The sequence below is a fragment of the Simplicispira piscis genome (genome assembly GCF_054783455.1).
This window is the reverse complement of sequence record NZ_BAAGQN010000023.1, coordinates 37,256-63,232: the sequence shown is the minus strand read 5'-3', so window position 1 is coordinate 63,232 and position 25,977 is coordinate 37,256. Positions and strand designations below refer to the sequence as shown.

The window sequence follows — 25,977 nt, the reverse complement described above, 5'->3', positions numbered from 1 at the left end:
GTTTGTGCAAAGGCGGGGGCTGCGAGGGTGGCCAGTGCGGCCAGGGCTACAAGGGTGCGTCGTTGCATGGCGTTGTCTCGTAAAGTTGTGTCCGAATGTTGCAGCATTCGTGCCAGCATGTTCCACACCCTGGGCAAGCCACTTGTCCCTTCTCACGCCCTCCATTCGCCTGAAATTCAGGCAAATCATTCGACTGAATTCAAGACAGCTGTCTGATTTTTAATCAGGGTTTTCCAGCCTTCCGTACAAAGTGGCCCGCGAAATCCCCAACAGACGCGACGTCGCCAGCTTGTTACCGCCGTTGGCGGCCATGGCGGCAGCAATGGCCCGGCGCTCCAGCTCGGCCACCTGCACTGCCAGAGGACGCAGCAGGCTGTCCTGGCCAGCAGCCGCCTCGGGCAGGTGGACTTCCGCCACGGGCGCAGCCGGTTCCACGCCGCTCTCACGCAGGATCATGCGCAGCTGTTCAGCATCGATGGACTGGGAGTCGCTGCGCATGGCGGCCTGTTCCAGCACATTGCGCAGTTCACGGATGTTGCCGCGCCAGGGCTGAGCGGCCAGCAGGGCCATCGCATCGGAAAGCAGCTCGGGCGGAGCCGTTCCATTGCGCAGGGCCAGGTCTTCGCCCAACACTTCGACCAACGCGGGGATATCGCCCGGTCGCTCGCGCAGCGGCGGCACGCGCACCGGCAGCACATGCAGGCGGTAGAACAGGTCTTCACGAAAGCGCCCCTCGCGCACCAGGGCACCCAGATCGCGCGAGGTCGCGGCCACCACGCGCACGTCAAAGGGCACCAGCGTGTTCGAGCCCAGGGGTTCGATTTCGCCCTCCTGCAGCGCGCGCAGCAGCTTGGCCTGCAGGCTGGGCGGCATGTCACCGATCTCGTCAAGAAACAGCGTCCCGCCATCGGCCAGCTTGAATTTTCCGTCACGCCCCTTGCGGTCGGCGCCGGTGTAGGCGCCCGGGGCCACACCAAAAAATTCCGCTTCCAGCAGTGTGTCGGGCACGGCCGCGATGTTCACGCCCACAAAGGGTCCACTGGCACGCTGCGATGCCGCGTGGATAGCGTGGGCCAGCAGTTCTTTGCCGGTGCCCGTTTCGCCTAGCAGCAGCACCGGGCTGGCCGACTGTGCGGCCCGGCGCGCCTGGCGCTTGACTTCGGTGGCGGCCGGGCTGGAGCCCACAAAACTGGCAAAGGTGTATTTGGTGCGCCGGTCGCCCGCACCCGCGCCCCGCTGGGATTGGCTGCGCTGCGCCGCCAGCTCGCGGCGCGCATCGTCCAGGTCGCGCTGCAACAGGGCGAACTTGCTGATGAGCGGCTGCAGCGTGGTCTCCGGGTGGTCAAACAGCACGATGCCGATGGCACCGATCACCTTGCCTGCGTCGTCGCGCAGCGGAATGCGGCTGACCACAAAAGTGCCTGCCCGGTTGGTCAGCAGGTCGATCAGCACGGCCTGGCCCGTCTCCAGCACGCGGCGCATCTGCGTGTTCGGGATCACCTCCTCGACGGTGCGACCCACAAACTGGTCGACGGAATTCAGCCCCAGATCGGGCAGAAAGCGCTGGTAGCCCTCATTCACCCACACGATGCGTCCCCGCAGGTCCACCAGAAACATGCCCTGGCTGACCGTGGAGAACAACTGGAACATGGAACGCGCCGCCAGCTCCAGGATGCCTTGCGCATCCAGCGGCAGTGCGGGTATCTGGTCGGAAGAATCTGGCATGGCGTGGATGGTAGCGTGCGGGCCTGCTGGCTGCACAATGACGGGCATGAGCACCCTGGAATCCCTGCGCATCGACAAATGGCTGTGGTGCGCCCGTTTTTACAAGACGCGCAGCCTGGCGGCCGATGAAATCGCCAAAGGCCGCGTCACCGTCAACGGCCTGGCCGCAAAGGCTTCGCGCGAAGTGCGCCCCGGCGACACCGTGGTGCTGCGCCAAGGCCCTGTGCAGCGCACGGTGGTCGTACGCGCCCTGAGCGGCATGCGCGGGCCCGCGCCCGTGGCACAGCAGTTGTACGAGGAAACCGCCGAAAGCATCGCCCTGCGCGAAAAAGCACAGGAGCTGCGTCGCCTGGCGCCCGAGCCTGCAGCAGCCTTGCACGAAGGCCGCCCCACCAAACGCGACCGCCGCGACATCGACCGGGCCCGCGGCTGGGGCAGCCGCTGGAGCGCTTCGATCGACGACTGAGCGAAATCAGCCCGCCACTTCGCCCGGAATGGCTGGTCCGATCTTGAAGACACCGCTGGCACGTGCGCAGGGCACACCATCGGCACGCACCAGGCCCTGGGCAAACACCAGCGATCGCGTGGCACGCAGCAGTTCGGCCTCGCCCTCCACCCAGCAACCCAGCGGCGAGGGGGCCAGGTAGTCGATCTGCAGGCTGATGGTGGGCAGAAAGCGCATGCCCACCTCGCTGTTTTTGCGGTGCACCGACAGCGGCAACAGCATGTCGCAAAAGGTGGCCATCATGCCGCCATGCAGGTTGCCCATGGGGTTGCTGTGCCGCTGCTCGACCCGAAAGCCAAACTTGACCACATCGCCCTGGTGCAGCAGGTACAAAGGGCCATTGCCCTGCATGAACGATCCACCGGCCTCGAACGGGTGAAATCCCGGGGGAATCAGGGGCGGCTCCATCATCGCGTTTCCTTCTCCACGTCTTGCTGAAAACTGGCGGACTGCAACGCTGCCGGGTCCGTCATCCAGGACCCATAGACGTCTTGGAAATCCGCAACAATTTGCTCCAGCGGCAGGTCGTCAAAAGTGCCGCGCTGGCGCACATATTCCATGTGGCGGTTGCCTGCACGGTCAAAGGGGTGGTAGATCGAATCGCTGCGCCCATCAAATTCGAGGGGCAGCAAACCGAAACGCTCACACAAACCGATATTGAACGCCGGTGTCGCCTTCACCCAGCCGCCGTCGATCCAGATGTCGGTGTAACCGTGCCAAATGAACAGGTCGGTTTTCATGGTCTCTCGCATGCGCTCGGTGCTCAGATGGTTGCGCACATCGGCAAAGCCCAGCCGTGCCGGTATGCCGGCCGCACGACAAGCGCCCGCCAACAAGACGGCCTTGGGCACACACCATCCATACCCACTGGCCAGCACCGTACTGGCCCGCATGCCCTGGGGAGACAGATCAATGCGATAGGGGTCGTAGCGAAACCCGTCACGCACCGCAAGGTACAACGCCACAGCGCGCTCTCGGGTGTCATTGCCTTGTGCATGCTGGCTGGCAAAGGCGACGATTGCAGGGTGGTCGCTGTCTATCACCGCCGTGGCGGTCGATGCAGCCGGAGTCGGGTGGTCGGTCATCTGGCGAAGTTTCACCCAAGCTACTGCTTGGTAACTGTCGCGCAGGTGCCAACGCCACCATGAACCTGTGCGCCATGGGCACAAGAACTACTGCGGCTCCATCCCGGCAGCCGGGTCGCTGCCTGCCTTTTGCCGCACATCAGGCAAGGGCACGGGCGGCACAATGTGATCAACCCGGGGCAAGATCACCCCGGCATCCGGGTACAGGTGCAACAGCACATTGCGCAAAACCGTTTGCACGAGGGCGGCGCATTGAGCGTGCGCCTGCGGCACGGGCGGCAGAGCACTCGCTTGCGACCACAGATGCGCAATCTGCGCCTGTTCATTCAAAAGCACCGCCTGGACGGCCGCCGCCCATTCCAGCGGATCTTCCTTGCGGCGCCACTGGCCCTGCCCCCGCCCGAAATGGGCGATGGACAAATACAGCATGGTGGCTTTGCCCAGGGCCTCGGTGAGCGAATCGGCGCTCCAACGCACGATTTTTTTGTCTTTGTGGGTATAGACGTTGTAGCCCCTGGCGAGGGCGGCACCGCCCAACGCGCCCATGATGCCGCCCACCAGCGCACCGGTTCCCAGCGACAGCCCTCCGGTCAGAAGGTCGGCGGCAAGCCCGGTCAGGATGCCGGAAACCACCCCTCCGGCCAGGGCCGACGAGGAGGCATCGACCGGTTTGTGGATCGCCAGTTTGCCGTTGGCCATTTCCATGATTTCAGCCGCCGAAACGCCGTCCAGCCGGTGCAAGGCAATCAGTTTGTCTGTGACGCCCTTGGTTTGCTCGGCATAGCGCTGCGCCAGGCTTTGCATACCCGACTCAAAGGGCGTCCGCTCCATATTGCGGCCTCCGGGGATGCGGGCACGCACGCTCTTCCAGGCATCCTTGATGCCATCAAACCAGCGCGCGTCCATTTCTACCGTGTCATTGGACAGGCGCAGCAGGTACTCGGCCAGCGCCTCGACCGAGGCATCGAAACGCCTGCGGTAGCCCTGCCCCAGCAGCAACGCCAGTTGGTGGTAGGCGGGGCGGTCGCTCTCCGGCAGCACCTGGCCGATTTCATTGAACAGCACCAGCTCCTGCAGCCAGCAGCGCGTGTAGCCATCCAGGCCCAGCACGCGCTGGACCACGGGGAAGCCGCCCAGGTGGTGGCGCCATTCGGCGGCGCGGCGGTCCCCGGCGCCTTGGTCACCCCCCTGGTTGAGCAATACCAGCACGGGCTTGCCCACCCAGGCCAGGATCTCCAGTTCAGGCGCCACATACACCGCGTCCACAGGACTCTCCAGCAGGTTCACCGGGTACAGCACCACGCTGGCCCGCGCACGCAACTCCAGGGCCAGGCGCTGCCCCCGCCACAGGGCAGGGTGAAAGCGCCGGTCCCAGACTTCACGCACCAGCCAGGCCAGCCAGCGCTGCTTGCGGCGCAAGCGGCCCGCCAGCCGAAAGCTGTCGCCAAACCCCGGGGTGTCCCATAAGCGCAAGGCACCGCCGTCTGGCGCAACGACCAGGTCGTAGGCGGCCAGCGCCTGGGTCACATCGGGGGCGTCTTCCACTTCGCCCACATCCTGCCCCAGCAGGGTACGCACCAGGCTGGTCTTGCCCACATTGGTATGGGAGACCACAAAAATGTCGATACAGGGCGATGGCGGGGGCGCAGTGTCAGTGGTCATGGTTCAGCCGTTGGTGCAGGGCCTGCAGGTCTTCTTCGCGAGTTTGCTGCAAATCGACGAACAGGGGCTTGCAGCCCACCTTGTCCAGCACGCGGCGCCATTGGTTGCAGCGCTGGCGCAGGCGGTCGATGTCCTGGAGCGGAAAGCCCCCCATGTCGACCACCGGCACCACAGGTGTATCGCTCCCTGCGCTGCGCTGCAAGCGCTGGAGCAGCACGCCCTGGGCATCGGCTTCTGCCGTGGCCGCCAGCGGGAAAAGGGCCAGTACCGCCACATGGCCTTCGGGGTGAATCGCTTTCTTCCAGTCGGTGGCATCGTTGCCCATCAAAACCGGTGGCTCGATGGCAATGTCCACGGCCAGGCCGTAGATGCGCTCGAGCATCGTGGCCAGCCTGCTGCGCACCTCGGGCGACAGGGCATAGCGGAACGGCACCACCACGACACCGATGCTCTGGCCCCTCCAGAGAGCGCCCAGGGTAATGAAATAAGCCCCGCGCATCGACAAGGGGAAAGCACGCCGCAAACGCCAGCGGGCCAGCGCGTTGAGCAGCACCAGGCACAGCCGGGGCGCCGCAACCCACACCAGCACGGAGGCACCATACAGCCAGATCCAGGGCTCGGCGACTTCGCCCGCACTGCCCGGCATACGCAAGCGGTCAATGTGCTGTGCATCCGGAATCGGCAGGTTCAGCAGCCAGGCGCCTGGCGCCAGCACCACGCTGACGATGGCGTGCAACAGTTCGCCGTTCACAAAGGCGTAGGTGGTTTTCCAGCCTGCACGGTACTCTTCGCTGATGCCCCGGGCCCAAAAACTGCCCACTGCGCCCAGTGCAAACAGCAGCGCGGCAAGGTGGGCTGCGAGCCTGAAGCGCACCGCCTGCAAAGGCGCCGCCAGCGTGGTCCAGGCCTGGCGGAAGTCCGCAGCCCAGGGGCGGCTTTTCCCACTGCGCAAGCCCAGCATCTCCCAAACCCACCAACGTCCCAGGGCAGCGGCTGGCAACCCGTGCGACCCGTGGCCCGGGCCAATCCGGCGCCACAGCCAGGCCAGGCAGAGCCAGGTAAACACCAGCCAATTCCAGCCAATCAACAGCACCAAAGGCCATTCCACCACGTCGATATGGGGCTGCGCTGCCAGGTAGTCGGTGGCAAAACCGGCCAGCAAGGCGCACACGGCCAGTACCCATCCCGCCCAAAAAGGCAGTCTGGGCACTCGCAGCCGAACCGCCTGGCCAGGGCTGCGGCGCTGGATTTCCTCCAGTGCCCACTGCGCCCTGCGGGCCACGAAGACATGAAAGGGCGCACCACGCCCCACCAGCTCCCGTGCGGCACGGGTCGCCTCATGGGCATCGCCCGCGGTCCACAGCCCCCCGTTGTCCCGGGTTTGTTCCAGCACCCGGACCAGGGTGATTTGCTGGGCTTGCAATTCGGTCAGCAGCATGTCGATGGTTTCATGGTCTCTTTGAGGATACCCGGACAATCGCTTACAGCAAGAGCACGCCCCCTGCGCCGCGCTTGCGTTAGCCTTGCATTTTTTGACAGGAACCCACTGATGCTGAAACACGCTGTTTTGAAGGGCCTTGTGCCCGCCCTGGTTGTGCTGCTGGCAGGCTGTGCCAGCCAAGGCCCGGCCACCGGCCCCAGCGGTGCACCGCTGGGGGGCACCTGCAACGCCCAGCCAGCGCAATCGGCCGTCGGTAAAAACAGCACGGCCAAGGTGGTGGAGGCGGCGCGCGTCTCCGCCGGTGCGCTGATGGCACGCATCATCCGGCCGGGGCAAATGGTGACCAAAGAATTTGACGCCGAGCGCCTGAACCTGGAAGTCGATGCCGCAGGCCGCATCGTCGCAGTGCGCTGCGGCTGATCTGGCGCCCACCGCGGGGCCGCTGTAGCCCTCAATCGGCCAGAAACAGCTCCTGCAGATCGCTCAGGAAGTCGAATCCCCGCTCCGTCGGCTGCACACGGGCCATGTCGCGCACGATCAGGCCTTTGCGCTCGGCCTCGTCCAGCGCCTTGGCCAGCACCGTCACGGGCAAACCCGTGCGCTCGGTAAAGTCCTGCAGCGCAAAACCACGGCGCAGGCGCAGGGCGTTGAGCATGTATTCAAACGGCAGGTCCGCACGGCGCACATCGTCGTCCAGCGCCAGGGCGTTGCCCGCCAGGGCGCTGTCCATGTACAGGCGCGGCTCGCGCAAGCGGGCCTGGCGCACCACGCGGTGCGCAAAGCTGATCTTGCTGTGCGCGCCGGCACCAATACCCAGGTAGTCGCCAAATTCCCAGTAATTGGTGTTGTGCACGCACTCGTGGCCGGCGCGGGCATAGGCCGAAATTTCGTAGCGCTGCAGCCCCACCTGCCCGGTCAGCTCGGTGATGCGGTCGAGCATGGCGTAGGCGTCATCGTCGGGCGGCACCACAGGCGGGTATTTGGCAAAGAAAGTGTTGGGCTCGATCGTCAGGTGGTAGACGGACAGGTGCGGCGGTGCCAGCGCCAGCGCGGTGCGCAGGTCTTGCTCCAGCCCGGCCAGATCCTGGCCGGGCAGCGCGTACATCAGGTCGAGGTTGAAGGTGTCGAACGCCTGGGCGGCTTCCTCTACCGCTGCCAGGGCCTGGGCACGGTCGTGCACACGGCCCAGGGCCTGCAGGTGCTGGTCGTTGAAGCTTTGCACGCCGATGGACAGGCGCGTGACGCCCGCCGAGCGGAAGGCGCGGAAGCGGTCTTTCTCGAAGGTGCCGGGGTTGGCTTCCAGCGTTACCTCGCAGCCCGCCGCCAGCGGCAGGCGGGCGCGGATGTCGCCGAGCAGCCGGTCAATGGATGCGGGCGCAAACAGGCTGGGCGTACCGCCGCCGATGAAAATGCTTTGCACCTGGCGGCCCCAGACCAGAGGAAGCGCGGCTTCCAGGTCGGCGCACAGGGCATCGAGGTAGCGCTGCTCGGGCAGCGCTACCTCGCCCGCCCACGCATGCGAGTTGAAGTCACAGTACGGGCACTTCTTCAGGCACCAGGGCAGGTGTACGTAGAGCGACAGCGGCGGCAGGCTGGTGAGCTGCAGCAGGCCGGGGCGCATGTAGTGCTGGATGTCGCGCACAGGCACGCCGGGCGGTGCTGCGGGGGTGATGGGGATGTTCATGGTGATATCAAAAGCATAGCTGCTTGCGCTTGTTCATCAACGATTTCAATATTAAAAATAGTTGAAACTGTTTATTTACGAGCGCTGGCAGCTCACTTTTTTGATTCATCCACAAGCCAGCGCTCGCGCATCAACGCCCGCATTTGCTGGGCTGCGCGCCCGCGGTGACTGTGTGCGTTTTTGACCTCGGGGGGCAACTCGGCAAAAGTTTGCCCGAATTCCGGGATGAACATGACGGGATCGAAGCCAAAACCATGCGCACCGCGCGGCGCGTGTGTGATCTCGCCCACCACGCGGCCCACGGCGATCAGTGGCTCGGGGTCTTGCGGGCTGCGCACGGCGACCAGGGTGCTGACCAGGGCGGCGCGGCGGTTGTCCTGGCCCTGCATCTGCTCCAGCAAGGCGCGCACGTTGTTGTCATCGCCTTTCTCGTACCCGAACTGGGTGGCGTAGTAAGCGGTGTCCACACCCGGCAGGCCGCCAAAAGCATCGACACACAGGCCGGCGTCATCGGCCAGCGCAGGAAGGCCGGTGTGGCTGCTGGCAAACCGCGCCTTGGCCAGCGCGTTCTCGACAAAGGTGCGGTGCGGCTCCTCGGCCTCGCCCACGCCCAGGTCGGCCTGGCGCACCAGCTCCACCCCCAGCGGCGCAAACATGGCTTGCAGCTCGGCCAGCTTGCCACGGTTGTTGGATGCCAATACGATCTTCATAGTCAAATCACCCTCTAACGCTTATCCATCAAGCGGAGCAAGCTATTTTTTTTGCAGTGCTATCTGCTGCATCTGCATCAGTTCGCCAATGCCTTTTTCGGCCAGTGCCAAAAGCTGGTCCATCTCGCGCCGCGTGAAAGCCACGCCCTCGGCCGTGCCCTGCACTTCCACGAAATGCCCGGCGCCGGTCATGACGACGTTCATGTCGGTGTCACATTGAACATCTTCCACATACTCAAGGTCGAGCACGGGCTGGCCCTGCACGATGCCCACCGAGATAGCGGCCACCGGCTCGCGGATGGGCGAGGTCGTCAGCTTGCCGCTGGCGAGCAACCGGTTGACTGCATCCTGCGCCGCCACCCAGGCGCCCGTGATGGCGGCGGTGCGCGTGCCGCCGTCGGCCTGGAGCACGTCGCAGTCGAGCACGATGGAGCGCTCGCCCAGAAGCTTCAGGTCAAACACCGCACGCAACGAGCGTCCGATGAGCCGCTGGATTTCCTGCGTGCGGCCGCTTTGCTTGCCGCGCGCGGCCTCGCGGTCGCTGCGCGAATGCGTGGCGCGCGGCAGCATGCCGTATTCAGCAGTCACCCAACCCTCGCCACTGCCGCGCTTGTGCGGTGGCACTTTTTCTTCCACGGTGGCCGTGCACAGCACCCGGGTGTTGCCAAACTCAATCAACACCGAACCTTCGGCGTGCATGGTGTAGTGGCGGGTCATGCGCACAGGGCGCAACTGGTCGACGGCGCGGCCGCCGCTGCGTTCAAAAGTGGTCATGGAATTTCCGGTGTAACAAATGGGTGGGCCTCATGCACAACCCAGGGCCCACCCGAAGCGCGCGACCAAGGCCTGTGACCGCCGCGCAAGGGTCGGCGTGCAGCGACACTCAGGGGGTTGTCATGCTTTGCGTGCAGCAGAGCGGCGAATGGCCTCGTTGATTTCGGCAATGGAGCGTTCGATGGCTTCATCGTCCAGATCGTCGACGAGGCCATCAATGGGCCCTGCCTGGATGGTGGAAGCGAACACATCGTCACTGATGCTGTCGGTGGACACGCCCTGGGTGGACTCGTAGGCGTCGGGGGTTTCCCACTCCATGGCCACTACCGTGACGTTGTCGCTGCTGTCACCCGCTTTGCGCAAAGCCTGTTCCACCAGTTCCGGCACGGAATTTGATACTGTCTGGCTGCCCAGCTGCTTGCCGATTTCCTCGTCGCTGAGGGTGCCCCACAGGCCGTCGGAGCACAGCAGAATACGGTCGCCCTGCTCCAGGTGCACGGGCCCCGTCATGTCATAGATGGGTTTGGTGGGCGAGCCCAGGCAGGTGAACAACACATTGCGGTTGATGCGCTCCAGCCCGACCGGCATGTTGCGCAGCTCCAGGTAGGAGTGATCGCGCGTGCGCGTCAGCAACTCGCCACCGCGCACCATGTACAGGCGCGAATCGCCACAGTGGATCCAGGTGGCACTGCCCGCCTGCACCACAGCGGCCACCAACGTGGTGCGCGGCGAATCGATCATGCCTTTGTCGCTGGCATAGCGCAGGATCTGGTGGTGGGCCGCCAGCAGTGCAGAGGACAAAAACTCCTGTACATCCTCCAGCACAGGCCGCGCCTGGCGCTGGAACAAGGCCGCCACGGTCTGCATGGCGATCTGCGCAGCCACCTCGCCCTCGGGGTGTCCGCCCATACCGTCGGCCAGCACGAACAGGCCGGATTCCCGCGTGTAGCAGTAACCCATACGGTCTTCATTCTTCTCACGGCCACCACGGCGGCTGATCTGGAATACGGAGAATTTCATTTGGGCTTGGCTCCGATTCCTGTGGCGTCACCCACTTTTTGTACATTTTTCTTGGTGTCGGACACCAGGGTATCGAGTTGCAGGCGCATTTTTTCGCCCACACTCAGCTTGGTATAGCGGCGCTCACCTTCGCGTGAGAGCTCTTTTTGCAGCGCAAACACCGACTGCGGGCGCGACAGGGGATCGAGCGCCATGCACCATTCGACCACCTCGATGAGGTTGTCCGAATACACCCCGCGCAGCTTGGCCAACGCCAGCGACAGCCGGTCTTTTTCCTGGCGCTGCGGCGCCTCGTTGGGCGGAAAACCCTGCATGCAGGCGTAAATGCATGCGCCGATGGCGTAGATATCGGTCCAGGGACCCATGGACGAGTCGCGCCGGTACATCTCGGGAGCGGCAAATCCGGGCGTGTACATGGGGCGGATGAAGTTGCCTTCCTTGGACAGCACTTCGCGCGCGGCGCCAAAGTCGATCATCACGGCCTTGTTGTCGTCGGTGATGAAGATATTGGCCGGCTTGATGTCCAGGTGCAGCATCTTGTGCTGGTGCACGATGCGCATGCCGCGCAAGACTTCATCGAACAGACTGCGGATGGTGGACTCGCGGAACACCTTTTGCGTCTTGAGATCGCGCGCGGTGATGATGAAATCCTGCAGGGTTCCCCCCTCCAGGTAGTTCATCACCATGTAGACGGTTTCGTTCTCACGAAAAAAATTGAGCACGCTGACCACCGAGGCGTGCGAGATCTGGGCCAGCGCGCGCCCTTCCTCAAAGAAACTCTTGAGCCCCAGACGGTAGAGCGACAGTTTTTCGGGGGGCACCTTGGGCAACAACTCGCCCGGAGCGCGGGTCGCCAGCGACGACGGCAGGTATTCCTTGATGGCCACCTGCTGCCCCTCGGCATCCACGGCCAGGTAGACGACACCAAAACCACCGGAGGACAACCGGCGGATCACACGGTAACCACCAATCGTGGTATCGGGCGGCAGCGGCGCCGGTTTGATTTTTGACATATTTTGCGCAGAAGATTTGGGGGCCGATCAGAACCCGGATAATCGCCGGATCGCAAGCAACCATCAAAAGCCCAATGCCAGTTTACAGTATGACCGGATACGCCAGCGCCCAGCACGGTGCGGGCGCCGGGAGCAGCGAAGCCGAAGCCCGGCCGCTCCCCGGGCGGCGCCTGGGACTGGAGATCCGCTCCGTCAACAGCCGCTTCCTTGATCTCTCGTTCCGCCTTCCTGACGAACTGCGCGCCATGGAACCCGTGCTGCGCACCCTGCTGACCGCGAAGATCAAACGCGGCAAGGTCGAAGTGCGCGCCACACTGGAAAGCGGCGACTCTTCGACCATTCCCGATCCGTCGCCGCGCATGCTGCAACGCCTCAACTCAGCACAGGACGCCGTGCGCGCCTGGCTGCCCCAGGCAGCCCCTTTGAGCGTGGCAGAGGTCTTACGCCTGTGCACAGGCCAGGGCGCAGGCACCGAGGACTGGAGTGAAACCGTACCGGCACTGGCCGAACAGGCCCTCACTGCCCTGCTGGAAGCCCGGCAGCAGGAAGGTGCGCGCCTGGTGACCATGCTTCGGGGCCACGTCAAGCAATTAGGCGCCTTGGCCCAGCAGGCGACGCCCCTGGTTCCCCTGCTGGTAGAGCAGCAGCGCCAGCGTTTTATGGAACGCTGGAAGGAAGCCATGGGCCTGGCCGAAGGCGCCGCAACGCCCGAGGCCGCACAGGATCGCGCCTTGTCAGAGGCCACGGCCTTCGCCATCCGCATCGACGTGGCCGAGGAAGTCACCCGCCTGCAATCGCACCTGGACGAAATCGAAAGGCTGCTGAAAAAAGGCGGCGAGGTCGGCAAGCGCCTGGACTTTCTCATCCAGGAACTGCACCGTGAGGCCAATACCCTGGGCTCCAAATCATCGGCACTTGACCTCACACGCATCAGCGTGGACATGAAGGTTCTGATCGAGCAGATGCGCGAGCAAGTGCAAAATATCGAGTGACGCTTTAATTTTCATAGCGCATTGCGCTCACCCCTTATGGAATATCCAGGCAATCTATTCGTCGTCGCTGCACCCAGCGGAGCGGGCAAATCCAGTCTGGTCAAGGCTTTGCAGGAACTCGACTCCCAGGTGCACGCCTCGGTTTCGCACACTACGCGCGGCCCCAGAGGCCAGGAAAAACACGGGCGCGAGTATTTTTTTGCGTCGGAGTCAGAGTTCGACGCCATGGTGGCATCCAATGCTTTCGTGGAATGGGCCAATGTGCATGGCCGCCGCTATGGCACCTCGAAAAAGGCCATCGAAGAACGCATCTCCCAGGGCAACGATGTGATTCTGGAAATCGACTTCCAGGGCGCACTCCAGATCAAGGAGGTTTTTGCCAATGCCGTGCTCATTTTTATCCTGCCCCCGAGCTGGGACGAATTGCGTTCGCGTCTGGAGCGCCGTGGCGAAGACTCTGCCGAGGTCATCGAGGTGCGCCTGAAGAACGCGGCCAAGGAGATGGCCCAGGTAAGCCGATTCGACTTCGTTATAATCAACGAGTTATTTGAGCGTGCGCTTTTCGATCTGAAAGCCATTGTCCACGCACAGCGACTCAAATATGCGGCCCAGCGCCGCGCGCGCGCAGAGACTTTTGTGTCGCTCAACATTTCCTGACACCCCGGAGAAACCATGGCCCGCATCACCGTCGAAGATTGCCTTGAGCAAATCCCCAACCGTTTCCAACTGGTGCTGGCAGCCACGTACCGCGCGCGTATGCTCAGCCACGGACATGCTCCCCGCATCGAAAGCCGCAACAAGCCCGCCGTGACAGCGCTGCGCGAAATCGCTGCAGGCAAAGTGGGCATTGAAATGCTCAAGAAGGTTCCCGGCTGATATTTCTGCCGTCGACCTAAAAAAAAAGCACCGCCAGGCGGTGCTTTTTTTATGGATCCCATCTCCAGGCGGCAGCCGCGCTACATTAAAGGCATGAAAGCGGTGTTGAACAATTCCCCTGCGGGCGACATTCGACCGGGCGAGTCCTCGGCGATTCCGGGCGCCAGTTCTGCGGCGGCTGCCAATGCAGCAGCGGCCAGCTTTGCCGCACTCACCGACAGCCTGGACTACCTGGATGCCGCCCAGGTAGAGATGGTCCGCCAGGCTTACCGCTACGCCGACGAGGCACACCTCGGCCAATTACGCAACAGCGGCGAGCCCTACATCACCCATCCGATTGCGGTTGCCGCCCAATGCGCCACCTGGAAGCTCGACGCCCAGGCGCTCATGGCCGCACTGCTGCACGACGCCATGGAAGATTGCGGCGTCACCAAAGCTGATCTGATTGACCGCTTTGGCGCACCCGTCGCCGAACTGGTCGATGGGCTGACCAAACTCGACAAACTGCAGTTCGACACCCGCGAGGAAAACCAAGCCGAGTCCTTCCGCAAGATGCTGCTCGCCATGGCCCGCGATGTACGGGTCATCCTGATCAAGCTGGCCGACCGCACACACAACATGCGGACCTTGTCCGACATGCCGCGCAGCAAATGGGGGCGCATTTCGTCCGAAACGCTGGAAATCTACGCGCCCATCGCCCATCGCCTGGGACTCAACCAAACCTACCGCGAACTGCAAGACCTCTCTTTCCGGCATCTGCACCCGTGGCGTTACGTCACGCTCGCCAAAGCGGTGGGCAAGGCGCGCAATCGTCGCCGCGACCTGGTGCAAAAAGTCCAGGCCGATGTCGATGCCGCCTTTGCACGTATTGGCATGCAGGCCCGGCTGGCTGGGCGCGAAAAAACCCTCTACGCCATCTACCAGAAGATGGAACTCAAGCACCTGAGCTTTGCACAGGTGACCGACATCTATGGCTTTCGGGTGATCGTCCCCGGCATCACGGATTGCTACACCGCCTTGGGCGTTCTGCACCAGATGTACAAGCCTGCGCCAGGCAAGTTCAAGGACCATATCGCCATTCCAAAACTCAATGGCTACCAGTCGCTGCACACTACGCTGGTAGGCCCTTCAGGCGTGAACATCGAATTCCAGATGCGCACCGAAGAAATGCACCTGATTGCGGAGGCCGGTGTGGCAGCCCACTGGCTTTACAAGGCGCAGAGTACGGACGGTACAGCGGCAGAGCGGCTGGGCACCAAATGGCTGCAGTCCCTGCTCGACATCCAGAATGAAACCCGTGACGCCGCCGAGTTCTGGGACCATGTGAAGGTGGATCTGTTCCCGGACGCGGTGTATATCTTCACCCCCAAGAGCCAGATCATGGCCATGCCCCGCGGCGCCACCGTGGTCGATTTTGCCTACGCCATCCACAGCAATGTCGGCAACCATACCAGCGCGGCCAAAATCAACAACGAGCAGGTTCCGCTGCGCACCGAACTGAAAAACGGCGATGTGGTGGAAATCATCACCACACCCAACGCAACCCCCAACCCGGCCTGGTTGGGTTTTGTACGCACCGGGCGTGCGCGCTCCAAAATTCGCAACCATCTCAAGACCCTGGCGCAAAGTGAATCGGAAAGCCTGGGCGAAAAACTACTGACACAGGCACTGCGTGCAGAAGGCCTGGAGCAGTTGCCAGATTCTGGTGATGAGACCCTGCCGATCTGGGACAAACTCCTGCGCTTCACTGGAAGCCGCTCGCGCAGCGACCTGATGACCGACATTGGTCTGGGCAAACGTGTTGCCTCCATTGTGGCCAAGCGGCTGGTCGGGTTGATGTCTGAGCACGGCCACCGCCCCAACGCACTGCTCCTGACACGGGAACGCTACACCTCGCACGAGACAGTGTCCCAAGGGGGCGTTACCCTGGATGGCAGCGAAGGCGTGTCTATTAAATACGCCCCATGCTGCCGCCCCATCCCGGGCGACAGCATCGTGGGCTATCTGGGCCGTGGCGAGGGACTTGTCGTGCACGTCGCGCAATGTGCGGTGGCCAAGCGCCTGCAGAACAAGGACAGTGAGCGTTTTATTGCGGTGGACTGGTCGGAAGAACCGGTGCGCATGTTCGAGACACGCATCATCGTGACCGTGAACAATGGCAAGGGTGTTCTGGCCCGCATTGCTTCCGAACTGGCCAATTCGGAAGCAGACATCACCCATGTGGACATGGACGATGAGACTGCGCTGGACACCATCGACCTGCGCTTCATCATCGCCGTGCGTGACCAAGCCCACCTGGAAGCAGCCCTGCGCAATCTGCGCCGCACACCTGCCGTATTGCGGGCCATGCGCGCGCTGCCGCTCAGCTGATCGCTTGCGGATAGGAAACCGCGAGTATTTCAAGAGCCCGGGAGCCCGCCGGTGTGGGCAACGTCACTTCGTCGCCCACCCGCGCCTTGAGCAGCGCACGGGCCACGGGGGAAACCCAACTCACCTGCCCTAGACTGCTGTCGGCCTCGTCAATGCCCATGATGGTGATGGTGCGCGTGACATCCAGATCATCCATATACGTCACCGTGGCGCCGAAAAACACCTGCTCGCTGCCTGCATGGAGGGCGGGATCGACGATTTCGGCCATTTCCAGCCGTTTTGTCAGAAAGCGAATCCGTCGGTCGATTTCGCGCAAGCGCTTCTTGCCATAGAGATAGTCGCCATTTTCCGAGCGGTCGCCATTGCTGGCTGCCCAGTGCACGATTTCAACCATCCGGGGTCTCTCGTTGTCCATCAGCTCCAGCCACTCGGAGCGCAGCCGCGCATAGCCCCCGGGCGTCATGTAGTTCTTGGTTCCTGCAGGCAAAGGTGGCAGTTCGTGACCGTCGTCCTCGTCTGCATCGGTTTCTTTGGTAAATGCCTTGCTCATGTCGAATCTATCGGTACATTTGGTAAAAAAATTCTTCGGTCCGCGGAATGGGAACCCGCCACTTCATACCAGCGCCAGCTTACCCGTTCAGCCTGCAATGTCGACCGCCCGCTCCGGCAAAAGGCGCTGTCTGCACGGGCGCGGCACACCGCCGTGCTTTCGCCCATAATTTGCTGCTTCTCTGCCGCGCACAGCCTGCGCTTCACCCGCCTGCCTTGTCACTATGAACCCGCAAGCCAATGAACTCTGGCGCGCGCCCCGTTGGGCGCTGGCCGTACTGCTGGCTTTGCTAGGCATGCTGGGCCCGTTCTCGATCGACACCTATCTGCCGGCCTTCTCAGGCATCGCTGGCGCTCTGGGTGCCACTCCGGTCGAAATGCAGCAAACGCTCTCAGCCTACCTGTTTGGCTTTGCTTTCATGAACCTGTTCCATGGCGCGCTGGCAGACAGCTTTGGCCGCAGGCCCGTCGTGCTGTGGGGCATTGCCATGTTCACCCTGGCATCGGCGGGTTGCGCCCTGGCGCAGAGCATTGAACAACTGGTGCTGTTCCGTGCCCTGCAGGGCCTTTCAACTGGTGCGGGCATTGTTGTGTCGCGGGCGGTCATCCGTGACATGTTCCCTCCCGCCCAGGCACAGAAGGTGATGAGCCAGGTCACCATCTATTTCGGTGTGGCACCAGCCGTCGCGCCCATTGTGGGTGGATGGCTTTATGTGCATACCGGCTGGCACAGTATTTTCTGGTTTCTCACCGCCATCGGAGTAGCGCTGTGGACAGCCAATTACCGGCTCCTGCCAGAGACCCTGCACACCGACCACCGCCAGCCATTCAATGTGCAGCACCTGATGCGTGGTTACTGGCAACTGGGCTCCAGCCCGCGCTTTTTGCTGCTGGCACTGGCCAGCGGTGTTCCCTTCAATGGCATGTTCCTGTATGTTCTGGCGGCCCCGGCGTTTCTCGGCCAGCACCTGGAACTGGCTCCTACGCAGTTTTTCTGGTTTTTCATGCTGACCATCTCGGGCATCATGTCCGGCGCCTGGCTCAGCGGCCGCCTGGCGGGGCGCATAGCACCCAAACGGCAGATTCGCCACGGGTTTCTGATCATGCTCACCATATCAGTCCTGAACCTGGTGGCCAACCTGTTTTTGCCCCCCCATGTGGCCTGGGCCATGCTGCCCATCGCCCTCTTTGCTTTTGGCTGGGCGCTGATGGTTCCGGTGGTAACGCTGCTGGTCCTCGATCTCTACCCTGAGCGCCGGGGCATGGCCTCGTCCTTGCAAGCCTTTGTCGGATCGACAGCCAACGGGCTGGTGGCAGGCGTGGTGGTGCCCTTGATCATGCATTCGACTCTGCTATTGGCCACCGCATCTCTGCTCATGATGAGCGTTGGGCTTGTGGCCTGGATCTACCTGCACCACCGCTGGCCCGAAATCGGGCAGCACGCGGGCTGAAAGACTCAGGCTTGCGAATCGCTGCTGCCACGGCGCTCGCGGGGTTGCTGCTGATAGTAGTGCTGCTTTTCGACATACATGGCTTTGTCTGCACGGTGCAAGGTCGACTCGACCTGATCGCCCAAGGCGCAGGTGGCCGTGCCAATGGCCAGACTCAAATGCTGCCCGGGATAGAACTGGTTGCTGATGTCCACCAAAGAGCTGATGCGCTCCTGCACCGCGAGCGCCCCCCGTTCATCGGTGCCTGGCAGCAGCACCGTGAATTCGTCTCCACCAATACGCGCAGCGCAGGCTGATGCCTCCACGGCCTTGGCCAGCACCTCGCCCATTCGCCGCAGCAGCGCATCACCCGCAGCATGGCCATGCTCATCATTGATGGACTTGAGGCCATTGAGATCAATGGTGATCACACTCAAAGGCCAGGGTCCCTTGCGCGTGATGCGGTTGAGTTCCTCGACATAGAAGGTCCGGTTGCGCAACTGGGTGAGTACATCGTGCTTGCCCAAGTATTCAAGATAGGCTTCGGCCTTCTTGCGCGCTGTGATGTCCACCAGTGACAGGAGAACCAGATCCCATTGTTCATGGTGGTCTTCGAGCACCGAAAACTGCATGTGGATGTACACGGGCTCTCCCGAAAGCGCATAGTTGATGACCTCGCGCTGCTGGAACAGTTTGCCGTCCCAGAGGTCCTGCAACTGTTCGGCGAAAGAATCGTGCATTTCGCCGCGAAAAATGCGCCCGATGTTGTTGAGCAATTCGCCCTTGTCCACGGCGCCAAACATCTTCAGTGTCAGCTGATTGATGTCGATGACCCGTATCTCTTCCATGCAACGCGAAACAAACTCGGGGTGCACCTTGATGAAAGTCTTGAAATCGCGAATACCCTGGGCACGCACCCCATCCATGAGGCGCTTGACGGCTGAAAAATCCTCCACCCAGAGGGACACAGGGGAATGCTCGAACAGGTCGCGCGCATAGCGTTCGCTGCGCTGTAGTTTGAGGGCGCTCTGCACCTGGGCCGTTACATCGTCCAGCGAGACCAGTACCCGACTCCACGTTGCCTCATGCCCTGGGAGGATGCGCGCCCGGATTTTTACATCCAGACGCCGCCCATCCAGAGCGTAATTGACCGTCTGGTTGGTGAACTCCGGTGCGCCCGACCACAGTTGCGACAACTCATGGGCGACCTGGGTTTGCATGTCATCCCGAAAAACCTTGTCCAGGTTGTGCATCAACTCGGTCTGGCTGGATGCGGCAAAAAGCTCCAGCGTGCGCTGGTTCACCCGCAAAACCTTGTAGCAAGCAATGCACTGGTGCACTCTGGCAGGGTCCTGCGCCAGGTGTTCACGCAGATCGGTCACACCCTCGGCGCGCCAGGCATCGAACAGCTGCTTGAGTGCACTGAAGTCTTCCAGCCAGAGCGATGTGGGCGCCAGCTCGAACATGTGCTCGAAGTCGGTACCCGAAGAGAGTGTTGGCGGCACGGTAATTTCTCCTGTTTCGTCCATTGTCCGGGCAGCTTTTGATTTTGTCTTGCGGATGACCAAAAAAAACCGGCCCTCAAGGCCGGTTCAGGTTGCTGCGGTCAGCGCGCAGGACGCGCTGGGCGCTTGCGTGCGTCGTGCGGGACAAACGACTTGCCTGCACCTGGTTTGGAGAACGATGGCTGCGGACGCGGCGCGAAATCACCGCGCGGGGCGGCTCCTTCATGCCGTGGAGCAAAACCGCCACGGGCCTGCTCACCAAAGCCAGGCTTGCGGCCAGCACCTTCACCGTCGCGGCGCGGAGCGAAACCACGGTCGTCACGGCCACCACCAAAACCACCCGGCGCAGGCCGGCGGTCGTCGCCGGGGCGCCCCTGCACGCGCTGGCGGTCATTGAAACCACCGCCAAATCCACCGCCAAAATTGCCACGGTCAGCGCCGCGCGAAGGAGGCGCACCGAACTTGCGATCACGCCCGCCGCCGCCTGCACCGCCCCGGTTGGCATAGTCGGGCGCAGGGCGCGACGATGGCATGCGCTGCATGGGCTCAAGACCTGGGATGACCTCGGCCTTGAACTGCTGGCGACTGTAACCCTCGATGTCGAAGATCTTGCGACGATCGCGGAACTCGGCAAAGGTCACGGCCAGGCCATCGCGGCCTGCGCGGCCAGTACGGCCAATGCGGTGCGTATAGTCCTCAGCCTTCATGGGCAAACCATAGTTGAAAACGTGGGTCACGGTGGGCACGTCAATGCCACGCGCGGCCACATCGGTAGCGACCAGAATTTGCACTTCGCCACCGCGCAGCGCCATCAGGCGGCGGTTGCGCAAACCCTGGCTCAAAGCGCCGTGCAGTGCCACGGCGCTGAAGCCGTCCTGTTGCAAATCGGCGGCCAGGCCGTCGCATTCCACTTGGGTGCTGGCAAAAACGATGGCCTGGTTGATGGTGGTGTCACGCAGCCAGTGATCGAGCATCTTGCGCTTGTGCTGGGCGTTGTCGGCCCAATACAGCATCTGCTTGATGTTGGTGTGTCGTTCCTGTGGCGAATCGATCTGGATCTTCTGCACCGAAGCACCGCCATCGTGCATCACGCGCATGGCGAGCTGCTGGATTCGGGGGGCGAACGTGGCGCTGAACATCATGGTCTGCTGGCGCTGGCTGGTCAGCTGATTGATCTCGGCCAGATCGTCAGAGAAGCCCAGATCGAGCATGCGGTCAGCCTCATCGACCACCAGGAACTGCACCTTGTCGAGCTTGATCTGCATCGAGCGCTGCAGGTCCAGCAGGCGGCCGGGCGTCGCCACTACCAGGTCGGCGTTTTGCAACTTGGCGATCTGCAGTTGGTACGGCATGCCGCCCACCACATTGGCCACACGCAGGCCGCGCACATGCTTGACCAGGTCGATGGCATCGTGCGCCACCTGCTGCGCCAGTTCGCGCGTGGGGCAGACAATCAGGGCGCCCGGAATAGCCGGCTTGAAGTTGCGCGTGTTGGTCGGGTCCTTGCGCTTGGCGCGCTTCGGGGCGGCCTCGCCGCGTGCGGCGGCTTCCGCGACAGATTTCTCAAACTCTGCACGGGCAGCCGCTTCAGCCTGGGCCTGCTGGCGAATCAGCGTATGCAGCACGGGCAGCAGGAACGCAGCGGTCTTGCCGCTACCGGTCTGGCTGGAAACCATCAGATCGATGAAGCGACCGCCTTCGGAGCCCGAACCCATGGCCAGGGGAATGGCCTTGAGCTGAACGCTGGTGGGCTGGGTATAGCCCAGGTCGGCAACGGCCTGCACCAGTTCGGGCGCCAGGCCCAGTTCGACAAAGCCATTGGGCTCGGCAGTCACGTCGGCGGCCAGATGCTCAGGGACATCCTGCATGGCAATTTCGGCGACAAAGGAAGATTCAGCAGGCGCGAATTCGCCCTGCACTTGGAAAGTGTCAGTCATATTTTTCTCACACGAAAACACCCACAAGCGCAGCTTGTGGTGGGTTCGTCAATGGTCAAAAAACATCAACCATCAAACGAAACCTGCGCCAGCGTCGTGCTGGTGCGGGTGGGTATTCATCGCAACATGGAAGGCCTTGGCCTGTTCCAGGATTTGCGGACCCAGTGTGTGAAGGGAGATGCACAAATATTGCAGTGCATGTGCATTGCAAGTCTGCGATTATCGCACAACTTCGGGTTTTCCCGCAAGCACCCTACAAAGACAGGAAGTTTGTCCGGTAATGCGCCAGTTCTTCAATGGACTCCTGCACATCGGCGAGTGCCGTGTGTTTCTGGGCCTTTTTGAAGCTGCTGTAAGCCTCGGGCTTCCAGCGTTTGGCCAGTTCCTTGAGGGTGCTCACATCCACGTTACGATAGTGGAAGAAGGCTTCCAGGCGGGGCATGTAGCGGGCCAGAAACCGCCGGTCCTGGCCAATGCTGTTGCCGCACATCGGCACCTTGCCCTTGGGCACATAGCGCGCCAGGAACTCGATGATCTGCTCCTGCGCCTGCTCTTCTGTCAGCATGGACGCCTTGACCTTGTCGATCAGGCCGCTGCGGCCATGCGTGCCTTTGTTCCAGGCATCCATTTTCCCCAGCAGCTCATCGGACTGGTGGATCACCAGCACCGGGCCTTCCACCCGGGGCTCCAGCGAGGGGCCGGTAACGACCACAGCGATTTCGATGATGCGCTCCACTTCGGGGTCCAGCCCGGTCATTTCACAGTCGAGCCAGACAAGGTTCAGGTCGGATTTAGCCAGCACAGGGGCTGGTGCCATGGGTGTTTGAGACATGGGCGGCATTGTCGCTGATGCCCTACACTCGCGCGACATGCCCGTAGACACCCCTGCTTCCCTCTCGCCCTCGCTGGCCCTCACTCTGGCTTTTGCCTTGGCCCTGGTCGCCGGCTTCCTGCTCAAGGCCTGGTTGACATCGCGGCAGATTCGCCACGTGGCACGCCACCGCCAGGGCGTCCCGGCCACGTTCGCCGCGCACATTCCGCTGCAGGCCCACCAGAAGGCTGCCGACTACACCATCGCCAAGGCGCGCTTTAGCCTATTGGAAATGGCCCTGGGCACTGCAGTTCTGATGGGCTGGACGCTGATGGGCGGGCTCGATGCGCTGAACCAGGCGCTGCTGTCCTTGCTGGGCGGCGGCATGCGCCAGCAGTTGGCCCTGCTGGCCGCGTTTGCACTGGTCAACGGCCTGATCGATCTGCCCGCCACGTTGTACCAAACCTTTGTGCTGGAGCAACGCTTTGGCTTCAACCAGATGACGCTGCGGTTGTGGTTGACCGACCTGCTCAAGTCCACGCTGCTGGGAGCGCTTATTGGCCTTCCTGTTGCAGCGGCCGTTCTGTGGCTGATGGGCGCTGCAGGGATGCTGTGGTGGTTATGGGCCTGGGGCCTGTGGATGGGACTGAACCTGCTGCTCATGGTGGTGTACCCCACCTTTATTGCCCCGCTGTTCAACAAGTTCCAGCCCCTGCAGGATGAGTCGCTCAAAACCCGCGTCACCGCCCTCATGCAACGCTGCGGTTTCGCGGCCAAAGGCTTGTTCGTGATGGACGGCAGCCGCCGCAGCGCGCATGCCAATGCCTACTTCACGGGTTTTGGCGCGGCCAAGCGCGTGGTGTTCTATGACACCTTGCTCAAACAACTCACTCCCGGCGAGGTAGAGGCAGTGCTGGCACATGAACTAGGGCACTTCCACCACCGCCATATCCGCAAACGCATGGTGGGCCTGTTTGCCATGAGCCTGGCGGGCTTTGCACTGCTGGGCTGGCTTTCAAGCCAGCCCTGGTTCTTTACAGGCCTGGGCGTACAACCCAGCCTGGCGCTGCTGGTGACCGACACACCTGCAGCACCCAACGACGCCCTGGCGCTGTTGCTTTTTCTATTGGCGGTGCCGGTCTTTACCGTGTTTCTGGCGCCCCTGTTCGCCCAGCTCTCACGCCGCCATGAATTCGAAGCGGACGCCTATGCCATGGCCCAGGCCAACGGTGCAGACCTTGCTTCGGCGCTGCTCAAGCTCTACGAGGACAATGCCTCTACGCTCACGCCAGACCCGCTCTACGTGAAATTCCATTACTCACACCCGCCAGCCGTCGAAAGACTGGCGCGCATGCCCACCCCTGCATCCACATGACATCCGATTTAAAGAAAAAAGACTGGTCAACGCTTACCCGCAAAGCGCTGACAGCTACAGAAATAGTAGCAAAACTGGCCCAACTCGAAGGCTGGAGCCTGCACGGAGACGGCGCCAACGTGGCCATCGAAAAGACCTACCGCTTCGCCAACTATTTCGAAACCATCGCTTTCGTGAATGCTCTGGCCTTCATCGCCCACGCCGAAGACCACCACCCGGATCTGTCCGTGCATTACAACCGCTGCGTGGTGCGCCTGAACACGCACGATGTGGGCGGTTTGTCGGCCAGCGACTTTGACTGTGCGGCGCGCTTTGACGCCTTGGTCGCGTGATGCCGATGCCGCATTTCCATGGCTGAGCGCAGCACCCTCCAGGAAGGCCTGATCGTTGCCAGCCATGGGCGGCACTGCATGGTCGAGTCGCCCGACGGCGAGCGCCGCATTTGCCACCCGCGTGGCAAGAAAAGCCAGGCTGTGGTGGGCGACCATGTGCTGTGGCAGGCACCCCCATCCGGGCAGGGCAGCGAGGGCACGATCGAGAAGGTACAGGAACGGCGCAACCTTTTCTACCGCCAGGATGAGATCCGCACCAAGTCGTTTGCGGCCAATCTGGACCAGGTGCTGATCCTCATTGCGGCCGAGCCCGTTTTTTCCGAAAGCCAACTGGCCCGCGCGCTCATTGCAGCCGAGGCCGCGCACATCACTCCGCTGATTGCCCTGAACAAGAGCGACCTGACCGAACCCTTCGCCCGGGCGTGGGAGCGTTTGCGTCCCTACCGCAACATGGGCGAAGGCCGCTCCTATGAGGTGCTGGCACTGTCCCTGGCGCAGGCCGATGCCACCAGCCGCGCCGAGCTGGTGCGCCACCTGCAAGGCAAAACCACGCTGGTGCTGGGTCCCTCTGGATCGGGCAAGAGCACGCTCATCAACCTGCTGGTGCCGGGTGCCACGGTGCTCACCGGGGAGATCTCACAGGCCTTGAATTCAGGCAAGCACACCACCACCAGCACCACCTGGTACTGGATGGACGGGGAGCGCACCACGGCGCTGATCGACTCGCCGGGGTTTCAGGAGTTTGGACTGCAGCACATCGCCCCCATGCAACTGGCTGGCTGCATGCCCGACATCGCGGCGCATGCCAGCCACTGCAAGTTCTACAACTGCACCCATCTGCATGAACCGGGCTGCGGCGTACTGGCAGCCCTGCGACAGGGCGAAGGCAGCAACGGGCTCAGCGCCCATCGCCACAAAATCTACAGCGAATTGTTCGCCGAACTGGGGCAGACGCGGTACTGATTCCATTTCCAAATCATTCGTGTCTAGGCGCGAAGCCGCAGACAATGCTGCAGCACGGCAAGGCGAAGCAACAACGACACGGGTGATTTAGAAATGGAATGAGCAGGCACCGCACAAGCCAGGCTTAGCAACGACCCAGCCACACCAGGTAGTCGTCCCAGCCCGGCTCGTGCGTCACGGCCAATTCAAGGGCCTGCGCATCGGCCAAACAACGCTGTGCCACGGTCAACGCAGCCTGCACGGCGGCGGGGCTGTCAGCCACATAGCAGCACAGATGGCGCCAGCCGTCGCGCTGCACCACATGGCTGCAAATGCCCTGCTGGTGCACCGCCAGAGACGCCGTCCAGGCCTTTTCGAACGCCCGTGCCGCTGCCAGCGCGCTGGCCGTGTCCACGGGCAGGCTGGCATCCACCCGCCAACCCAGGTCGGCACGGCCTACCAAGGTGTTGGCGCTGCGGTTGACCTGGACATGTATTTCGCTGCCCTGGGCGCTGCGGCCCTGGAGTGCCTCCCAGTCGGGTGAACCCGCCGGAAACTGGCCATTGCGTCCCAAGGCATCGCGCCACAGTGCATCCACCACGGCCACCGCCTGGTCCAGCGGCAAAGGCGGTGCAGCATCGAAACCCGTGCCTTCGCTCAGGCCATCTTCTTCAAACTCCACCAGCCCCACTTTTACCGCCAGATCGAACTCGCCCAGCATGTGGTCCAGCAAGATGAACGCCATGTGCCGCGCATGGTCCTGCATGTCCATGGGCACTGGCTGGGCAAACGACAGACCCAAGGCCACCCGGCCTTCGAACTGCCCTGCGCGCACCAGGAGGTCGCGGCTGGAGAGTTCAAACTTGTCCATGCGCATACCAAAGCCCTCGCCGGCGCGCTGGCGAAAAGCCACCACTGCCCACGGCAAGTCCTGGGGCGTTTGGGACACCACGGCCTGTACGGCAGCAAAGTGCGCTGTGCTGCCGTGCGAGGTGAACACCAGCTGCGCAGCGGTGCCCACAGGACCCTCGGCAGCGCCGCCCGCCACTTCAGCCGCCACACCAGGTACCACAGGCTCCAGCAGGGCATTGAGACGCTCCACCAGGTCATGCGCGGACAGGGCTTGCAATGCGCCCTGCTCTGCCTGCATAGCCTTCCAAAACGCACGGGATCCCTCGGCCAGTTGCTCAGGCGTGGGGGGAAGGGTGTCTGTTGTCTCGTTCATCGATCTGCCAAAAA

Annotated in this window: 25 protein-coding genes; 10 read left to right on the top strand and 15 right to left on the bottom strand. The window is 62.6% G+C overall.

The window, feature by feature from the left end; translation table 11 throughout:
* Positions 1 to 219: 219 nt before the first annotated feature.
* On the bottom strand, positions 220 to 1,725 hold the full coding sequence (locus ACYVOC_RS16385) for a sigma-54 interaction domain-containing protein (protein WP_116005936.1): 1,506 nt from the start codon (positions 1,723 to 1,725) through the stop codon (positions 220 to 222).
* Between the two features lie 46 nt (positions 1,726 to 1,771).
* Here ACYVOC_RS16385 and ACYVOC_RS16380 point away from each other — a divergent pair, with 46 nt between their 5' ends.
* Positions 1,772 to 2,191: an RNA-binding S4 domain-containing protein gene (locus ACYVOC_RS16380; RefSeq protein ID WP_461162474.1), complete on the top strand. Its 420-nt coding sequence runs from the start codon at positions 1,772 to 1,774 to the stop codon at positions 2,189 to 2,191.
* 6 nt (positions 2,192 to 2,197) lie between these two features.
* Here the strand turns inward: ACYVOC_RS16380 and ACYVOC_RS16375 are convergent, their stop codons facing one another.
* From ACYVOC_RS16375 to ACYVOC_RS16360, 4 genes are all read right to left on the bottom strand, one after another.
* Positions 2,198 to 2,641 (bottom strand): PaaI family thioesterase, encoded by a 444-nt coding sequence (locus ACYVOC_RS16375; RefSeq protein ID WP_116003200.1) that lies wholly within the window; start codon positions 2,639 to 2,641, stop codon positions 2,198 to 2,200.
* The gene (locus ACYVOC_RS16370; protein WP_461162476.1) at positions 2,638 to 3,315 is read right to left on the bottom strand and encodes a transglutaminase-like domain-containing protein; all 678 of its coding nucleotides are present in this window, start codon (positions 3,313 to 3,315) and stop codon (positions 2,638 to 2,640) included. The genes ACYVOC_RS16375 and ACYVOC_RS16370 overlap by 4 nt, the downstream gene beginning before the upstream one ends.
* A gap of 87 nt (positions 3,316 to 3,402) precedes the next feature.
* The gene (locus ACYVOC_RS16365) at positions 3,403 to 4,977 is read right to left on the bottom strand and encodes a DUF3482 domain-containing protein (RefSeq protein ID WP_461162473.1); all 1,575 of its coding nucleotides are present in this window, start codon (positions 4,975 to 4,977) and stop codon (positions 3,403 to 3,405) included.
* Positions 4,967 to 6,415, bottom strand: coding sequence for a hypothetical protein (locus ACYVOC_RS16360; protein WP_461162472.1), 1,449 nt, complete (start codon positions 6,413 to 6,415; stop codon positions 4,967 to 4,969). Before ACYVOC_RS16360 ends, ACYVOC_RS16365 begins: the two co-directional genes overlap by 11 nt.
* 111 nt (positions 6,416 to 6,526) lie before the next feature.
* Here ACYVOC_RS16360 and ACYVOC_RS16355 point away from each other — a divergent pair, with 111 nt between their 5' ends.
* On the top strand, positions 6,527 to 6,838 hold the full coding sequence (locus tag ACYVOC_RS16355) for an I78 family peptidase inhibitor (RefSeq protein WP_116003197.1): 312 nt from the start codon (positions 6,527 to 6,529) through the stop codon (positions 6,836 to 6,838).
* A 31-nt stretch (positions 6,839 to 6,869) separates the two neighbouring features.
* Here the strand turns inward: ACYVOC_RS16355 and hemW are convergent, their stop codons facing one another.
* The 5 genes from hemW to ACYVOC_RS16330 form a co-directional block, all read right to left on the bottom strand.
* A complete protein-coding gene (gene hemW / locus ACYVOC_RS16350; RefSeq protein ID WP_461162471.1) occupies positions 6,870 to 8,102 on the bottom strand; it encodes a radical SAM family heme chaperone HemW in 1,233 nt (410 codons plus the stop codon).
* A gap of 92 nt (positions 8,103 to 8,194) precedes the next feature.
* Positions 8,195 to 8,812 (bottom strand): RdgB/HAM1 family non-canonical purine NTP pyrophosphatase, encoded by a 618-nt coding sequence (gene rdgB / locus ACYVOC_RS16345; protein WP_461162470.1) that lies wholly within the window; start codon positions 8,810 to 8,812, stop codon positions 8,195 to 8,197.
* A gap of 42 nt (positions 8,813 to 8,854) precedes the next feature.
* Complete coding sequence (gene rph / locus ACYVOC_RS16340) at positions 8,855 to 9,586, bottom strand: ribonuclease PH (protein WP_461162469.1); 732 nt, start codon at positions 9,584 to 9,586, stop codon at positions 8,855 to 8,857.
* Between the two features lie 120 nt (positions 9,587 to 9,706).
* A complete protein-coding gene (locus ACYVOC_RS16335; protein WP_461162468.1) occupies positions 9,707 to 10,606 on the bottom strand; it encodes a PP2C family protein-serine/threonine phosphatase in 900 nt (299 codons plus the stop codon).
* A complete protein-coding gene (locus ACYVOC_RS16330) occupies positions 10,603 to 11,619 on the bottom strand; it encodes a serine/threonine protein kinase (protein ID WP_116003192.1) in 1,017 nt (338 codons plus the stop codon). The genes ACYVOC_RS16335 and ACYVOC_RS16330 overlap by 4 nt, the downstream gene beginning before the upstream one ends.
* Before the next feature lie 74 nt (positions 11,620 to 11,693).
* Here ACYVOC_RS16330 and ACYVOC_RS16325 point away from each other — a divergent pair, with 74 nt between their 5' ends.
* The 4 genes from ACYVOC_RS16325 to ACYVOC_RS16310 all read left to right on the top strand — a co-directional run bounded on the left by ACYVOC_RS16325 (position 11,694) and on the right by ACYVOC_RS16310 (position 15,857).
* A complete protein-coding gene (locus ACYVOC_RS16325; RefSeq protein WP_116003191.1) occupies positions 11,694 to 12,611 on the top strand; it encodes a YicC/YloC family endoribonuclease in 918 nt (305 codons plus the stop codon).
* A 36-nt stretch (positions 12,612 to 12,647) separates the two neighbouring features.
* Positions 12,648 to 13,268, top strand: a complete 621-nt coding sequence (gene gmk, locus ACYVOC_RS16320; protein ID WP_116003190.1) for a guanylate kinase — start codon at positions 12,648 to 12,650, stop codon at positions 13,266 to 13,268.
* A 15-nt stretch (positions 13,269 to 13,283) separates the two neighbouring features.
* Positions 13,284 to 13,487, top strand: coding sequence for a DNA-directed RNA polymerase subunit omega (gene rpoZ / locus ACYVOC_RS16315; RefSeq protein WP_116003189.1), 204 nt, complete (start codon positions 13,284 to 13,286; stop codon positions 13,485 to 13,487).
* A 93-nt stretch (positions 13,488 to 13,580) separates the two neighbouring features.
* Positions 13,581 to 15,857, top strand: coding sequence for a RelA/SpoT family protein (locus ACYVOC_RS16310; RefSeq protein ID WP_461162467.1), 2,277 nt, complete (start codon positions 13,581 to 13,583; stop codon positions 15,855 to 15,857).
* On the opposite strand, the gene greB is transcribed toward ACYVOC_RS16310, so the two are convergent.
* Positions 15,850 to 16,407 (bottom strand): transcription elongation factor GreB, encoded by a 558-nt coding sequence (gene greB / locus ACYVOC_RS16305; protein ID WP_461162466.1) that lies wholly within the window; start codon positions 16,405 to 16,407, stop codon positions 15,850 to 15,852. The genes ACYVOC_RS16310 and greB overlap by 8 nt on opposite strands.
* Before the next feature lie 223 nt (positions 16,408 to 16,630).
* On the opposite strand from greB, the gene ACYVOC_RS16300 reads away from it, so the two are divergent.
* On the top strand, positions 16,631 to 17,857 hold the full coding sequence (locus ACYVOC_RS16300; protein ID WP_461162465.1) for a multidrug effflux MFS transporter: 1,227 nt from the start codon (positions 16,631 to 16,633) through the stop codon (positions 17,855 to 17,857).
* 5 nt (positions 17,858 to 17,862) lie between these two features.
* On the opposite strand, the gene ACYVOC_RS16295 is transcribed toward ACYVOC_RS16300, so the two are convergent.
* The 3 genes from ACYVOC_RS16295 to orn form a co-directional block, all read right to left on the bottom strand.
* Positions 17,863 to 19,365: a sensor domain-containing diguanylate cyclase gene (locus tag ACYVOC_RS16295; RefSeq protein ID WP_461162464.1), complete on the bottom strand. Its 1,503-nt coding sequence runs from the start codon at positions 19,363 to 19,365 to the stop codon at positions 17,863 to 17,865.
* Positions 19,366 to 19,442: 77 nt separating this feature from the next.
* Entirely contained in the window at positions 19,443 to 21,278 is a 1,836-nt protein-coding gene (locus tag ACYVOC_RS16290; protein WP_461162463.1) for a DEAD/DEAH box helicase, read from the bottom strand.
* Positions 21,279 to 21,531: 253 nt separating this feature from the next.
* On the bottom strand, positions 21,532 to 22,110 hold the full coding sequence (orn, locus tag ACYVOC_RS16285; RefSeq protein ID WP_116005931.1) for an oligoribonuclease: 579 nt from the start codon (positions 22,108 to 22,110) through the stop codon (positions 21,532 to 21,534).
* A 37-nt stretch (positions 22,111 to 22,147) separates the two neighbouring features.
* On the opposite strand from orn, the gene ACYVOC_RS16280 reads away from it, so the two are divergent.
* From ACYVOC_RS16280 to rsgA, 3 genes are read left to right on the top strand one after another with little or no spacing between them, the layout of a single operon-like run.
* Complete coding sequence (locus ACYVOC_RS16280) at positions 22,148 to 23,464, top strand: M48 family metallopeptidase (RefSeq protein ID WP_461162462.1); 1,317 nt, start codon at positions 22,148 to 22,150, stop codon at positions 23,462 to 23,464.
* Positions 23,461 to 23,796, top strand: coding sequence for a 4a-hydroxytetrahydrobiopterin dehydratase (locus ACYVOC_RS16275; protein ID WP_461162461.1), 336 nt, complete (start codon positions 23,461 to 23,463; stop codon positions 23,794 to 23,796). The genes ACYVOC_RS16280 and ACYVOC_RS16275 overlap by 4 nt, the downstream gene beginning before the upstream one ends.
* Before the next feature lie 18 nt (positions 23,797 to 23,814).
* Entirely contained in the window at positions 23,815 to 24,759 is a 945-nt protein-coding gene (gene rsgA / locus ACYVOC_RS16270; protein ID WP_116003184.1) for a ribosome small subunit-dependent GTPase A, read from the top strand.
* 124 nt (positions 24,760 to 24,883) lie between these two features.
* Here the strand turns inward: rsgA and ACYVOC_RS16265 are convergent, their stop codons facing one another.
* Positions 24,884 to 25,963 (bottom strand): hypothetical protein, encoded by a 1,080-nt coding sequence (locus ACYVOC_RS16265; RefSeq protein ID WP_116003183.1) that lies wholly within the window; start codon positions 25,961 to 25,963, stop codon positions 24,884 to 24,886.
* Positions 25,964 to 25,977 lie beyond the last annotated feature (14 nt).